This is a genomic window from Lysobacter panacisoli, from assembly GCF_009765165.1.
In the GTDB taxonomy this organism is placed as follows: Bacteria; Pseudomonadota; Gammaproteobacteria; order Xanthomonadales; family Xanthomonadaceae; genus Lysobacter_J; species Lysobacter_J panacisoli.
On record NZ_VLNU01000001.1, the window covers coordinates 2,598,171 to 2,610,236 of the forward strand.

18 protein-coding genes are annotated in these 12,066 nt (G+C 68.3%); 10 read left to right on the plus strand and 8 right to left on the minus strand.

The features are described from left to right. Positions 1-4 precede the first annotated feature (4 nt). Positions 5-613 (minus strand): GNAT family N-acetyltransferase, encoded by a 609-nt coding sequence (locus FOF45_RS12120; protein WP_158985210.1) that lies wholly within the window; start codon positions 611-613, stop codon positions 5-7. A 149-nt stretch (positions 614-762) separates the two neighbouring features. On the opposite strand from FOF45_RS12120, the gene FOF45_RS12125 reads away from it, so the two are divergent. The 7 genes from FOF45_RS12125 to FOF45_RS12155 all read left to right on the plus strand — a co-directional run bounded on the left by FOF45_RS12125 (position 763) and on the right by FOF45_RS12155 (position 5,846). Beyond that, complete coding sequence (locus FOF45_RS12125; RefSeq protein WP_158985212.1) at positions 763-1,959, plus strand: sensor histidine kinase; 1,197 nt, start codon at positions 763-765, stop codon at positions 1,957-1,959. Next, complete coding sequence (locus FOF45_RS12130) at positions 1,956-2,597, plus strand: response regulator (protein ID WP_158985214.1); 642 nt, start codon at positions 1,956-1,958, stop codon at positions 2,595-2,597. Before FOF45_RS12125 ends, FOF45_RS12130 begins: the two co-directional genes overlap by 4 nt. A 24-nt stretch (positions 2,598-2,621) precedes the next feature. Then, complete coding sequence (locus tag FOF45_RS18525) at positions 2,622-2,747, plus strand: hypothetical protein (RefSeq protein WP_425481920.1); 126 nt, start codon at positions 2,622-2,624, stop codon at positions 2,745-2,747. 337 nt (positions 2,748-3,084) lie between these two features. Then, positions 3,085-4,161 (plus strand): polyketide cyclase, encoded by a 1,077-nt coding sequence (locus FOF45_RS12140; RefSeq protein ID WP_158985216.1) that lies wholly within the window; start codon positions 3,085-3,087, stop codon positions 4,159-4,161. 165 nt (positions 4,162-4,326) lie between these two features. After that, a complete protein-coding gene (locus FOF45_RS12145; RefSeq protein ID WP_158985218.1) occupies positions 4,327-4,704 on the plus strand; it encodes a DUF423 domain-containing protein in 378 nt (125 codons plus the stop codon). A gap of 1 nt (position 4,705) precedes the next feature. After that, positions 4,706-5,380 carry a DNA-3-methyladenine glycosylase family protein gene (locus FOF45_RS12150; RefSeq protein WP_158985220.1) on the plus strand — a complete coding sequence of 225 codons (675 nt, stop codon included), beginning with the start codon at positions 4,706-4,708 and terminating at the stop codon, positions 5,378-5,380. Between the two features lie 67 nt (positions 5,381-5,447). Continuing rightward, the gene (locus FOF45_RS12155) at positions 5,448-5,846 is read left to right on the plus strand and encodes a hypothetical protein (protein WP_158985222.1); all 399 of its coding nucleotides are present in this window, start codon (positions 5,448-5,450) and stop codon (positions 5,844-5,846) included. 3 nt (positions 5,847-5,849) lie between these two features. On the opposite strand, the gene FOF45_RS12160 is transcribed toward FOF45_RS12155, so the two are convergent. From FOF45_RS12160 to FOF45_RS12190, 7 genes are all read right to left on the minus strand, one after another. Continuing rightward, complete coding sequence (locus FOF45_RS12160; RefSeq protein ID WP_158985225.1) at positions 5,850-6,539, minus strand: SEL1-like repeat protein; 690 nt, start codon at positions 6,537-6,539, stop codon at positions 5,850-5,852. A 106-nt stretch (positions 6,540-6,645) separates the two neighbouring features. Next, positions 6,646-7,443: a M15 family metallopeptidase gene (locus FOF45_RS12165; protein WP_158985227.1), complete on the minus strand. Its 798-nt coding sequence runs from the start codon at positions 7,441-7,443 to the stop codon at positions 6,646-6,648. A gap of 68 nt (positions 7,444-7,511) precedes the next feature. After that, complete coding sequence (locus FOF45_RS12170) at positions 7,512-7,685, minus strand: DUF4177 domain-containing protein (protein WP_158985229.1); 174 nt, start codon at positions 7,683-7,685, stop codon at positions 7,512-7,514. Continuing rightward, on the minus strand, positions 7,682-7,861 hold the full coding sequence (locus tag FOF45_RS12175) for a type II toxin-antitoxin system antitoxin (RefSeq protein WP_158985230.1): 180 nt from the start codon (positions 7,859-7,861) through the stop codon (positions 7,682-7,684). Before FOF45_RS12175 ends, FOF45_RS12170 begins: the two co-directional genes overlap by 4 nt. After that, on the minus strand, positions 7,858-8,160 hold the full coding sequence (locus FOF45_RS12180; protein ID WP_158985232.1) for a hypothetical protein: 303 nt from the start codon (positions 8,158-8,160) through the stop codon (positions 7,858-7,860). Before FOF45_RS12180 ends, FOF45_RS12175 begins: the two co-directional genes overlap by 4 nt. A gap of 15 nt (positions 8,161-8,175) precedes the next feature. Next, a complete protein-coding gene (locus tag FOF45_RS12185; protein ID WP_158985234.1) occupies positions 8,176-9,039 on the minus strand; it encodes an SPFH domain-containing protein in 864 nt (287 codons plus the stop codon). An 83-nt stretch (positions 9,040-9,122) separates the two neighbouring features. Beyond that, positions 9,123-10,058, minus strand: coding sequence for a hypothetical protein (locus FOF45_RS12190; RefSeq protein ID WP_158985236.1), 936 nt, complete (start codon positions 10,056-10,058; stop codon positions 9,123-9,125). 107 nt (positions 10,059-10,165) lie between these two features. On the opposite strand from FOF45_RS12190, the gene purT reads away from it, so the two are divergent. The 3 genes from purT to FOF45_RS18345 form a co-directional block, all read left to right on the plus strand. Continuing rightward, positions 10,166-11,365, plus strand: a complete 1,200-nt coding sequence (gene purT, locus FOF45_RS12195) for a formate-dependent phosphoribosylglycinamide formyltransferase (protein WP_158985238.1) — start codon at positions 10,166-10,168, stop codon at positions 11,363-11,365. Between the two features lie 13 nt (positions 11,366-11,378). Continuing rightward, entirely contained in the window at positions 11,379-11,804 is a 426-nt protein-coding gene (locus tag FOF45_RS12200; protein ID WP_158985240.1) for a hypothetical protein, read from the plus strand. A gap of 51 nt (positions 11,805-11,855) precedes the next feature. Continuing rightward, positions 11,856-12,066 (plus strand): hypothetical protein (locus tag FOF45_RS18345; protein WP_233264137.1); only part of this gene is annotated, 211 nt, incomplete at its 3' end.

A 12,066-nucleotide genomic window follows, 5' to 3' on the forward strand; every position in this document is an offset into this window, starting at 1 on the left:
GCGCTCACAGGGCGGTTCCCGTGGGACGGTGTGCCGTCGCCGCACCGCGCGCGGTGCGCGGGCGGGTGATCCACGGCACCTGCGGCAACGCATCGCCGTAGGTCTCGCGGACCCAGCCGAAGCTGCACAGCGGCTTCATCAGCATCGCCGCGCGCACGTCGGCCTCGTCCATCAGGTGCTGGCCGACCTCGTGGAAGCCGAAGCTGCCGTGGAAGAGCAGGGCGGGATCGTTGCTGCCCTCGAGGAAAACCTCGCAGGCCATCTGCGGATAACGCAGTTCGGCGTAGCTCTGCGCGTCGGCGTAGAACGCGCGGCCGACACCACCGCCGCGGCGGCGGCTGGCCACCACGATGCGGTCGATATAGAAGAAATCCGGATAACGCTCACGGAACCAGCGGAAGTTGCTGCTGTCGTGATCCGCATGGCTGCCCATGCCGATCAGGAATCCGGTGAGTGCCCCGTCGCGCTCGGCGACGCGGAAGTATTCGGCGGTATCGAAGAAGTGACGCAGTCTCGCCGCATCCAGGGGCAGGATCGCGGGGCCGGCGGCGTTGTTGAGGGCAAGGACGGAATCCAGCTCGTGCTCTCGCACGTCGCGGACGACGATCGACATTCCAGACTCCAGGTGATTCTCGGGCCGGACGCATGGCACGTCCGGCCGGGCGATTATCGCATGGCCGTCACGCTCGGGCGACCCGGCCCGGACGTAAGGCATGACTTTCGGACGGCTCCACAGGCCCTTGATGCGTTTAGCATGCCGACATGTTGGCCCGCCTCAACCACACCCGACTGCTGCGCTACGCGGGCCTGTTCACCTGGGGCGCGGTAGGGCTGTGGCTGCTCAATGTCTGGCTCGACCCGGCGATCCTGGCCCCGGAAACCGAGGGCCCTGCGGCCCTGCAGGTGATGCGCTGGCTGGCCGTGTACCTGGCCTTCGGCGCGGTTTACTGGTGGATCACGCGCCAGCTGGGCCAGCGCCAGCCCGGCGTGGTCGACCACTTCCTGCTGCTGGTCCTGACCGGCTGCGCCATCGGCGTGAGCTACTTCTCCGGCACCGGCCTGGGCAGCATCCTGCTGATGGTCGTGGCTGGCCTGCTGCCCTGGCTGATGCCCGTGCGCTGGGGCCTGGCCTGGCTGATCGGCGGCAACATCGCGATCATCCCGGTGTTCGTCGAGGCCCTGGACTTCCCGCTGATGTCGGCGGTCCTGCAATCGCTGGGCTACATGGGCTTCTCCAGCCTGGTGTTCGTGACCGCGCTGGTCGCCCGCCAGCAGGCCGAGGCGCGCGAGGAACAGCGCCGCCTCAATGCCGAACTGCGCGCCACCCGCGCCCTGCTCGGCGAGAGCGTCCGCGTCAACGAGCGCACCCGCATCTCGCGCGAACTGCACGACCTGCTGGGCCACCACCTCACCGCACTGAGCCTCAACCTTGAAGTCGCCGGGCACCTGTCCGAAGGCCGGGTGAAGGAGCACGTCCAGCAGGCCCACACGCTGGCGCGACTGCTGCTCACCGACGTGCGCGAGGCGGTCAGCCAGCTGCGCGAGGGCGGGGCGATCGACTTGTCCGCGGCGCTGATGCCACTGGCCGAGAACGTCCCCGCGCTCGACATCCACATGGACATCGAAGCGCCGTTGACGCTCGACGATCCCGAGCGCGCGCACGTGCTGCTGCGCTGCACGCAGGAAATCATCACCAACGCCGTGCGCCATGCCGGTGCGCGCAACCTGTGGATCGCCGCCGGACGCCGCGCCGATTGCATCGTGGTCAGCGCGCGCGACGACGGACACGGCGCCGACAACCTCGTCGCCGGCAACGGCCTGCGCGGCATGCGCGAACGCCTCCAGCAACACGGTGGCGACCTTAAAATCGAAACCCGGCCGGGAGCAGGCTTCTGCCTGCATCTGACATTGCCGGCCTCGGCGGCCGCGGCCGCTGCCTGCGAAGGAGTCACCGCATGATCCGTGTGTTGATAGTCGACGACCAGACGCTGGTTCGGCAGGGCGTCCGCTCCCTGCTGGCGCTCGCCGAAGGCATCGAAGTGGTGGGCGAAGCCGGCGACGGCCGTCAGGCGGTGGAAATGATTCCGCAGATCCGCCCGGACGTGGTGCTCATGGACATGCGCATGCCGGTGATGTCGGGCCTGGAAGCGCTGCAGTCGATGGCGCGCACCAACAACCTGCCGCCGACGATCATCCTGACCACCTTCGACGACGACCAGCTGGTGCTGGCCGGCCTGAAGGCGGGCGCGAAGGGCTACCTGCTCAAGGACGTCTCGCTGGAGCAGTTGGTCAGCGCGATCCAGGCCGTGTCCGAAGGCGGCTCGCTGGTGCAGCCGGCGGTGACGCAGCGGTTGCTCTCGGGCCTGGAGCACATGCGCAACGATTTCGTCAGCCTGGATCGCCCCGATCCGCTGACCGAACGCGAGACCGAGATCCTGCGCCTGATGGCTGGTGGCTTCTCCAACAAGGAGATCGCCAATTCGCTCGGCGTCGCCGAAGGCACCATCAAGAACCACGTGTCGAACATCCTGTCCAAGCTCGGCGTGCGCGATCGCACCCGCGCGGTGCTGAAGGCGTTCGAACTGCAACTGGTCTGACCGCAGGATGCCCGGCCCGGCGCAGTGCGCCGGGCGTTCGCGCCCGCGCGAGCCGGTGGCTCGCAAACGCGTGCGCTCACCCTGTCCAAGCTCGGCGTGCGCGATCGCACCCGCGCGGTGCTGAAGGCGTTCGAACTGCAGCTGGTCTGACCGGCACGGGGGCATCGCAGCCGTCCATGTCGGTGCGCTGCGGGCTCCGGGGCCGCCCGGCCCGTCCATCCCTGGACGGGCGTTCGCACCCGCGCGAGCCAATGGCTCGCAAGCGCGGATGCTCACCCGCGCCGTGCGGTCCCGCAGACGGGTCGGAGCACGCGGAAACGGCCCACGGCCACGTTGCCGACCTTGCCGCGAAGGCCCGTGGCGCGGCGGCTCCACCGCCCACCTTTAATTTTCTTGCAACGGACGGCTGCCCCGTCCGCGGCTTCCTTGATACGATTGCCGGTCTGTGTCCCGGTCCGACCGGGTCCCGGCCCTCGGAGAAACCTGAATGACCCGCCTGATCGAGATTTTGATTTCCTTGGCAATCGTTGCCGCGTTGTTCCTCATCGTGGGCATTGCGCTCCCGGCGAGCCGTCACCTGCAGCATTCGGTTGAGACCAACCGCAAGCTGACGATCGTGTTCGACACCCTCAACAGCCTGCGCCGCTTCAAGGACTGGAACATCCTGGTCCTGAAGGATCCGGCCATGCAGCTGAAGCTTTCCGGCCCGGAATCGGGCGTCGGTGCCCGCCTTGAGTACGACTCCAAGGAAAAGGGCCTGCGCCAGGGCAGCTGGGAGATCACCGCCAGCGAGCCGGGCAAGCGCGTCGCCTATGCCCTGACCGACATCGAGCCGGGCAAGAACAAGCGCACCGAATTCACCCTGAAGCCGACCGGCCGCGGTGGTCGTAACGTCGAGATCACCCAGACCTACGCCGTCGACTACGGCTGGAACCTGATCGGCCGCTACGCCGGCCTGTACGTCAGCAGCAGCGTGGGCGAGGACATGAAGGCCAGCCTGGGTCGTCTGACCAACATGCTGGCCGCCGTGCCGAACTTCGACTACGCCGAACTGAGCAAGGCCGATCCGGCCAAGGCTCCGAAGGTCGTCGACCGTCCGGCCGAGAACCTGCTGGTCGTGACCGCTGCGGTTGAGCGCAGCAACGAGAAGGTCATGGGCCAGATGAACTCGAACATCGAGTGGATCAAGAAGGTCATGGCCTCCAACGGCCTGGAAGCCGACGGTCCGGTGCGCATCATCACCAACGAGTTCGGCGCCGAGATGTACTCCTTCGACGTCGCCCAGCCGGTCCGCAAGATCGGTGCGACCGGTCCGGCCGGCAAGCTCGACATCAAGCTCGAGGGTCCGGTGACCGCCGTGTACACCGAGCCGACGAAGGTCGCGGTGGTGCCGGGCTTCAAGGGCCACATGGCCAACCTCGCCAAGGTGCGCGACGCGCTGCGTGGCTGGGCGATGACCCACGGCTACGAAACCGTCGAGCGTCCGTACGAATCGTGGAAGTCGGGCATTACCGGCGGCTTCACCGAGGAAGGCGAGTACGACGTGTTCTGGGCCGTCAAGTAAGCCGATACGGCTGACGCTCCAGCACGACGCTCCATAGAACGCGCCGCGGTTTTCCGCGGCGCGTTTGTTTTGGGCGGTCGGTTGGCCCGCCATTCCGCCGCGATTCCGCTCGCGCATCGTGTGGGCTGCTAAGGTGGCCGCCTGCACGCACGCGTCGAACTTCGAATGACCGGTTATCCGACTCCGCATTCCTCGCCGTTGAGCACGCGCCTGCTCGCCGCCTTCGGCGCACTCCTTGCCGCATCGGCGGTCGCCATGTCTGCCTACGCCGCGCATGCGGTGCAGGGCGTGGACGCGTCGCGCCTGCACAGCGCGGCGCTGTTCGCATTCGGCCACGGCATCGCGCTGGCCGCATTGGCGCCGCGACGGCAGCGCCGCCTGCGCACGTTCGCGTTGTGCGTGCTGCTGCTGGGGACGCTGCTGTTCTCTGGCAGTCTTGCGCTTGCGGTGTTCGCCGGTATGTCGACGAGCCTGGCGCCGGTCGGCGGCAGTCTGATGATCCTGGCCTGGCTGCTGTACGCCATCGAAGCGTTGAGGCGTTGACGTGCCGCGCCACGCACGCGGATTCGATACCGAAGCGGCGCACGCATATCTGCTCAAGCGCGATCGCAAGCTCGCGCGCTGGATGAAGAAGATCGGACCGATCGAGGCCGATCCGCGCTGGCGCAAGTCGTTCGATCCGGTCGATGCGCTGGCCCGCGCGATCCTCTACCAGCAGCTCAGCGGCAAGGCCGCGGCGACGATCGTCGGCCGCGTCGAAACTGCCATCGCCAGCCACCGCTTCCATTGCGACACGCTGGCGCGCATCGACGACACCGCGCTGCGCGCGTGCGGTGTGTCGGGCAACAAGACTCTGGCGCTGCGGGACCTCGCCGCGCGCGAGTCCCGTGGCGAGATCCCCGACCTGCGCCGCATGAGCACGATGGACGACAGCGCGATCATCGAAGCGCTCGTGCCGGTGCGCGGCATCGGTCGCTGGACGGTGGAGATGATGCTGATGTTCCGCCTCGGCCGTCCCGACGTGCTGCCGGTCGATGACCTCGGCGTGCGCAAGGGCGCGCAACGGGTGGACGGGCTGGACGCCACGCCGACGCCGAAAGAGCTGGCGCTCGCCGGCGAGCGCTGGGGCCCGTACCGCACCTATGCCAGCCTGTACCTGTGGAAGATCGCCGACCTGGGCGCGGCGGTGCGCGAGCCCACAAAGCGTTCACAGGATTGACCCGACGATGGTCGCGCAGGGCGGCCGCCGGCCGTCCGGATCGCAACGATCAAAAGGGGCGAACGGGATGAACACGCACGCGAACAACCTGGGCATCGCCCGGCGGATGGTGCTGTCCGTGTTGCTGGTGGTCGGGATCGGTGCGGCCGTCGCCGCGCCGTCGAACAAGTGGCGCATCCAGGTCAGCAGCGATGCAGACAGCGACGGCGTCGTGGTCATCCGCATCGCGCCGACCGACGCACCGCCGGTCGATGTCACCGTGCAGATCCCGAAGGACGCGGGTGAGAACCACATCGCGCGATTGATCCGCGACAGCCTGCGCGCGAAGCTCGGCGACCGCTACAAGGTCGAGGTCGACGACGGCGAGGACGTGCTGGTGAAGAAGCACCACGGCAGCAAGGACTTCGAAGTGGCGATCACCCAGAAGACTGCCGCTGGCGTGCGCATCACGCTGGACAAGGAGTAGGACTCACGGTCGGTCGCCATCGGCAGGCCGGTCGCGGATCGGTTCGAGCGGCCGTACGCGCACCTGGCCCGGATCGTCGGCGTGCGGCAAGGCGTCGCGGATCAACGTTTCCTGCAATGCCCAGTACTGCCGGGGGCGCCAGAACTTCGACTGGTACCACTCCAGGTGTCCATTGACGTAGAGATACGGCGAGCGCGTCGCGGCGGCGCGGCTTTGTCCCTTGGCCAGAAGGCGCTCCAGGCGGTGCTGCGCGACGTCGTCGCCGTACTCCGCGTACAGGTCGAGACCGATCGTCGATGCGCGCTCGCGTTGCGATGCATCGAGTCGGGACCAGTAGTGTTCGCGATAGGCGAGCAGTGGGGGCGTGCGTCGCTCGCTGGCGAGATCGATCCATGCGTACGCCATCGCCGGATCGGATGGCACCCCGAGGCCTTCCCAGTACATGCCGGCGATGAAGGCCTGCGATGCCTTGTCCGCGTACCGGGCGGCTTCCGTGAAATGCGACAGTGCGGTCGCGTAGTCCTGCTGCGCGTAGGCCTCCAGTCCGAGATTCCGATACCGCTGGTCGGGGTGGTAGCGCAGGTAGGCTTCGTCGGCCATGACATCGCGCTCGCGCCAGTGGACCTGGTCGCTGGCCGTGGTCGCGAAGGGAAACGGCAGCAGAACGGCCAGCAAGGCGATCCGGAGGCGCATCGTCAGGTCCTTTCCAGCGCGGATGGCGCGGTTGCGGCCCGGTTTCTTTACGCCGCCCGCGTGTTGCGGACAAGTGCTGAAACTGCGAATTGGCGCGACGCGGCGGTCAGCCGGTGAAGTACCAGTGCCACGGCTCGTAGACGATGCCGTGCGGGTTGTCGCGCGGATAGCTCATCACGAATCCATAACCCTGCGCGTTGTCGCGCAGCCATGCGAACGCGCCGGTCTTCTCGAACGATTCTTCCGCGGGCGGCTCGTCCGGCGCACCGATGTCGAGGGCGAGGCCGGAGTGGTGTTCGCTGTAGCCGGGCGCCGCGTTGACGGTGAGGATCTCGTCCACGCTCAAGCCGCGCGCGAGTTTGCGATCGAAGATGCCGAGTTGGTAGTCGTGGCTGCGATAGCCGGAAATCGCTTCGAGCACCACACCGTCGCGCTGCGCCGCTTCGCGCAGGTGGTGCCACGCGCGTGCGGCGTCGACGTGCAGCCACAACGGGCGGCGATAGCGGTCGAATCCAGCGAACGCGAGCCAGTCCGGCTCCGCCACCAGTTCCAGTCCGGTGCGCTCGCCGTACGCGCCGTCGAGGCCGAGCGCGTGCAGGCGTTCCTCGAGTCGATCCAGTGGCAGTTCGCGCACGTGTTCGATGCCGGCGCGCAGGTGCGAGGGTGGCGCTTCGATCGCATCCAGCGCAGCCTCCAGGCCCGGCTCGCGACGCAGGTGCGGCACCAGCGCGAGCAGGCCCTCGGGCAGATCGACCGCGAGGTAGCGACCATCGCGCTTGCGGCGCAGCACGTGGCGTGCGCGTGCGAGCGCACGCGCGTCGAAATTGCTGCGCGCGTGCAACAGGCCGCCGGGCCAGAGTTCGATGTCCGGCGTGTTGATCAGGATCCGTGGCTGGCCGCGCATTCGCGCAGGTTACCGGGCCGGGAAGGGCGATGCCACGTCGCGACGCGCGAGCGTGCGTACGTGCGCGTTCAGGCGGGGCGCTTGAGCACCGCGCGCAAATGGTCGAACGGCGTCACCGGCATCACGCTGACCAGTTCCCAGCCATCGGCGCCGAGGCGGTCGAGTTCTTCCTGCAGGCGTTCGCTGACGGCGGGACCGAGCATGCGCGGCACGATCTCGATCACCTGGTAGGTCCAGTTCATGAAGATTCCTCATCGGAGGCAGGGGGATTCGGCAGGCGGCCGGCCTTGCGCAGCGCGTCGCGCAGCACGTATTCGATCTGGGCGTTGAGGCTGCGCAGTTCGTCGTCGGCCCAACGCTGCGCCGCGGCGAGCACCTCGGCGTTGATGCGCAGCGGATAGGCCTTCTTCTCGCTCACCCGCGACCCCGTCCGCGCGGTCCGGTGCGGTTGCGGCCGAGCGAGAACAGCAGCACCAGACCCAGCCCGTTGACCGCCACCACCATCGCCACGACCACCGCCAGCCGGCGCGTTTCGTTCTCGCCCGCCCAGAACATGCCCGCGGCGCCGGCGAGGATGGCGATACCGACCAGCCGCATCACCAACGCCAGGCGCGGCACCGGTGCGCCACGCGGGCGTCCCTTGCCGATCAGCGCCGCGACCACGAAGGCCGGCAGCGAGCTGATCGCCAGGATCAGGGGCACGATGAAATCGGGCATCGGTGGATCACGTCCTCAGTAGAGCGAGCCGGCGTTGACGATCGGCTGGGTGGAACGCTCGCCGCACAGCACGACGAGCAGATTGCTGACCATGTGCGCCTTGCGTTCCTCGTCCAGGTTCACCACGCCGTTCTTCTGCAGTTCGGCCAGGGCCATCTCGACCATGCCGACCGCGCCCGCGACGATGCGCGTGCGTGCCGCGATGATCGCATTGGCCTGCTGGCGCTGCAGCATCGCCTGCGCGATTTCCGGCGCGTACGCGAGGTGGCTGATGCGCGCGTCGATCACCTTCACGCCCGCGTCGGCGAGGCGTTCGGCCAGTTCATCCTGCAGGTGCTGGCTGATCTCCGCCGCATGGCTGCGCAGCGCGAGCTGGCCTTCCTCGTGCTGGTCGTAGGGATAGCTGGTGGCCATCGCGCGCAGCGCGGATTCGGACTGGATGTGGACGAAGCTCTCGTAGTCGTCGACGTTGTAGACCGCCTCGGCGCAGTCGATCACCTGCCAGACGATCACGGCCGCGATTTCGATCGGGCTGCCGTCGAGTTCGTTGACCTTGAGCTTGCCGCTCTCAAAATTGCGCACGCGCTGGCTGAGCTTGCGCTTGATGTAGAAGGGGCTGTTCCAGCGCAGCCCGTTGTCCTTGACCGTGCCCACGTACTTGCCGAACAGGCTCAGCACTGCGCCCTGGTTCGGCTCGACCATGTACAGGCCGGCGGCGAGGAAGATCGCCAGCATCGTGCCCAGCGCGGCCAGCACGATCAGCGCGAGCGATTCGTGGCGGACGCCGCTCACGAACAGCCAGGCCGACACGAGTGCGATGCCGATCAGCACCAGCAGGGTCGGGATTCCGGGCAGCGAGCGGATCGGGATCTCTTTCATCGTGGTCTCCTGTCGTCTGATCAAGTGATATCAAAAAGATATCAATCGACGCAAGGGGCGGTCGAAAGCGAGCCGACGGACGGTCAGGGCGTGATCCGGTACAGCGGCGCCGGGATGAACTCGCCGGTCGCGTAGAGGTGGCGGCCGTCGAGGCTCCAGCCCAGCGCCTCGGCCTGCGGCAGCCACGGCAGCAGTTCGAAGCGCGGCGCACGGGCCACCGCATCGCCCCAGGATTCATCGCCACGCCGGCCGTACAGCAGCAGCCAGCGGTAGGTCATCACCGCGAGCGTGCGGCCGTCGGGGGAGATGTCGGCCGAAGTGACCTGGCTGTCCAGGCGCGCGCGTTGCGGATTGCGGCGCACCGCTTCGGCGTCGGGTTGCGGAACGCCCTGCAGGCGGCCGAGCAGCGTCGCCGTCTGCAATGCCGTCCCGCGCGGGCGCAGCGGGAGCGAGAACAGCTCCGGCGGCTGGCGGCGCTTGGAGATGAGCAGGATCTGCCCGGCCTTCGCGTCTACCGCCACGGCCTCGCAGTCGCGCGCGCCGTCGGGCCAGCGGAATGCGATCGACCACGCCGGCCGCAGGCGCGCGTTCTCGATGCGACGCGGTTCTTCGACGATGTGCAGCTGCAGGCTGCGCCGCAGCCCGCCGTTGTCGCCGGTGTCGGCGATGAGCAGATAGTCGCGGCCGTCGAGTTCGAACGAGGCCATGTCTTCCCAGTCGGTCTTGGTCACGCCTTCCACGCGCAGCGTCGCCAGCCGCGCGCCGCGCGTGCTCACCGCGAACAGTCGTTCCGGATTGCCGCCGTCGTCGTGCATCCACAGCACGTCGGGATGACGTCGTGACGCGGCCAGGCCGCTGATCTCGTCGAGCTGGGGATCGATCAGCACACCGGCCAGGCGCGTGCCGCGTTGTTCGTCTTCCGGCACCGGCTGCTCGCGCGAACACGCGGCCATCGCCATCGCGAACAGCATCGCGAAGGCGAGTCGGAGGCGGTATTTGCGCGGGTGGGGGCCGGGCATCGCGGAAGGATCGCACGCGACCGCGCATCGACATAGCCCGTCCGTGCCGATGCGGGCGCCGCTCACCGGTAAACTGGCGCCCCCCCCCCAGACTTCGTGGATCGCGCATGGTCACGCTCGGCACGCCCTTGTCCCCGCACGCCTTCCGCGTGCTCCTGCTCGGATCGGGCGAACTCGGCAAAGAGGTGGCGATCGAGCTGCAGCGCTACGGCGTGGAAGTCATCGCCGCCGACCGCTACGCCGACGCGCCGGCCATGCAGGTGGCGCACCGCAGCCACGTGCTCGACATGCTCGATGGCGGCGCGGTACGCGCGCTGATCGCACTCGAACGTCCGAACCTGATCGTCCCGGAGATCGAGGCGATCCACACCCAGACCCTGGTCGAGCTGGAGCGCGAGTTCCACGCGCGTGGCAGCGACGTGCGGGTGATCCCGACCGCGCGCGCCGCACGCCTGACGATGGACCGCGAAGGCATCCGCCGCCTCGCCGCCGAAACGCTCGGCCTGCCGACATCAAAGTACCGCTTCGTGGATACGCTCGAGGACTACCGCGCGGCCGTGGCCGAAATCGGTGTGCCGTGCGTGGTCAAGCCGGTGATGTCCTCGTCCGGCAAGGGCCAGAGCCTGGTACGCAATGAAGGCGACGTCGACCCGGCGTGGGATTACGCGCAGACCGGCGGCCGCGCCGGCGCGGGTCGTGTGATCGTCGAGGGCTTCGTCGACTTCGAATACGAAATCACGCTCTTGACCGTGCGCCACGTCGGCGGCACCACGTTCTGCGCGCCGATCGGCCACCTGCAGCGCGATGGCGACTACCGCGAGAGCTGGCAGCCGCAGCCGATGTCGGCACGCGCGCTGGAACGCGCGCAGGAGATCTCGCGAGCGATCACCGACGATCTCGGCGGTTGGGGCGTGTTCGGCGTGGAACTGTTCGTGAAGGGCGACGAGGTGTGGTTCAGCGAGGTATCGCCACGCCCTCACGACACGGGACTGGTCACACTGATCTCGCAGGACCTGAGCGAGTTCGCGCTGCACGCGCGGGCGATCCTCGGCCTGCCGGTGCCGGCGATCCGCCAGTACGGACCGTCGGCCTCGTGCGCGGTGCTCGCGCATGGCCACGGCGTGCCGGCGTTCGAGGGCGTGGATGCGGCGCTGATGCAGGCCGACACGCAGCTTCGCCTGTTCGGCAAGCCGCGCGTGGAAGGCCATCGTCGCGTCGCGGTGACGCTGGCGCTGGGCGACGGCATCGAGCAGGCCCGCGAGCGTGCGCGCGACGCCGCCGCGGCATTGAAGATCGAACTGCGCTGACCCGGGAGACGACATGCTCGACGAGATCCAGGGATACGCCGTTTTCCTCTATCCGCAGGCGCTGGAAGTGCTGGGCGCGGCGATCCGCCCGTACATGCAGGACGGACCGCATGGCCCGCACGTGCTGTGCCGTGCCATCGACACGGGCGGCGCGCTGATCGAGATGACGCTCGAGGCGCGCACGGTCGAAGGGCACGCGGTCGAGGTCGAGCTGATGATCCCGGCCAACATGGTGCGGATGATCGTCTCGGCACGCAGCGACGGCGTCTTCGGTTTCGGCCCGCGCGTCATGCCGCAGGAAGCCGCGGGCACGTTGCCACCCATGCCGGTCGCATCCGCTCAGCCGGTATTGGCGCCGGTGGAGTTCAAGCGCCCCGCGACCGATCCGGTGCCGCCGGTGACGACGGCGAAGGATGCGAAGTTGCCGCCGGAGGGGTGAGGCAGGCCGCTACGCGGCATTGCCGCGTGGCCTGCCGAACGCCCGGCCAGGATGGTCGGGCTGGGCGATCCGAAGTCATTGCGTGGCGCCAGGGATGGCAGCGGCAACATCATCGAAGCGAGGGCCCGCGGCATTGCCGCGTGGCCTGCCGAACGCCCGGCCAGGATGGTCGGGCTGGGCGATCCGAAGTCATTGCGTGGCGCCAGGGATGGCAGCGGCAACATCATCGAAGCGAGTGCCCGCGGCACTGCCGCGTGGCCTG

Excerpts from the sequence above, each read along its gene's own strand:
- FOF45_RS12165 (WP_158985227.1), bottom strand. The coding sequence starts at position 7,443 with ATGCGCGGCCAGCCACGGATCCTGATCAACACGCCGGACATCGAACTC.
- FOF45_RS12155 (WP_158985222.1), top strand. The coding sequence starts at position 5,448 with ATGAACACGCACGCGAACAACCTGGGCATCGCCCGGCGGATGGTGCTG.
- purT (WP_158985238.1), top strand. The coding sequence starts at position 10,166 with ATGGTCACGCTCGGCACGCCCTTGTCCCCGCACGCCTTCCGCGTGCTC.
- FOF45_RS12170 (WP_158985229.1), bottom strand. The coding sequence starts at position 7,685 with ATGAACTGGACCTACCAGGTGATCGAGATCGTGCCGCGCATGCTCGGT.
- FOF45_RS12120 (WP_158985210.1), bottom strand. The coding sequence starts at position 613 with ATGTCGATCGTCGTCCGCGACGTGCGAGAGCACGAGCTGGATTCCGTC.
- FOF45_RS12145 (WP_158985218.1), top strand. The coding sequence starts at position 4,327 with ATGACCGGTTATCCGACTCCGCATTCCTCGCCGTTGAGCACGCGCCTG.
- FOF45_RS12200 (WP_158985240.1), top strand. The coding sequence starts at position 11,379 with ATGCTCGACGAGATCCAGGGATACGCCGTTTTCCTCTATCCGCAGGCG.
- FOF45_RS12160 (WP_158985225.1), bottom strand. The coding sequence starts at position 6,539 with ATGCGCCTCCGGATCGCCTTGCTGGCCGTTCTGCTGCCGTTTCCCTTC.
- FOF45_RS12130 (WP_158985214.1), top strand. The coding sequence starts at position 1,956 with ATGATCCGTGTGTTGATAGTCGACGACCAGACGCTGGTTCGGCAGGGC.
- FOF45_RS12180 (WP_158985232.1), bottom strand. The coding sequence starts at position 8,160 with ATGCCCGATTTCATCGTGCCCCTGATCCTGGCGATCAGCTCGCTGCCG.
- FOF45_RS12190 (WP_158985236.1), bottom strand. The coding sequence starts at position 10,058 with ATGCCCGGCCCCCACCCGCGCAAATACCGCCTCCGACTCGCCTTCGCG.
- FOF45_RS12185 (WP_158985234.1), bottom strand. The coding sequence starts at position 9,039 with ATGAAAGAGATCCCGATCCGCTCGCTGCCCGGAATCCCGACCCTGCTG.
- FOF45_RS12140 (WP_158985216.1), top strand. The coding sequence starts at position 3,085 with ATGACCCGCCTGATCGAGATTTTGATTTCCTTGGCAATCGTTGCCGCG.
- FOF45_RS12125 (WP_158985212.1), top strand. The coding sequence starts at position 763 with ATGTTGGCCCGCCTCAACCACACCCGACTGCTGCGCTACGCGGGCCTG.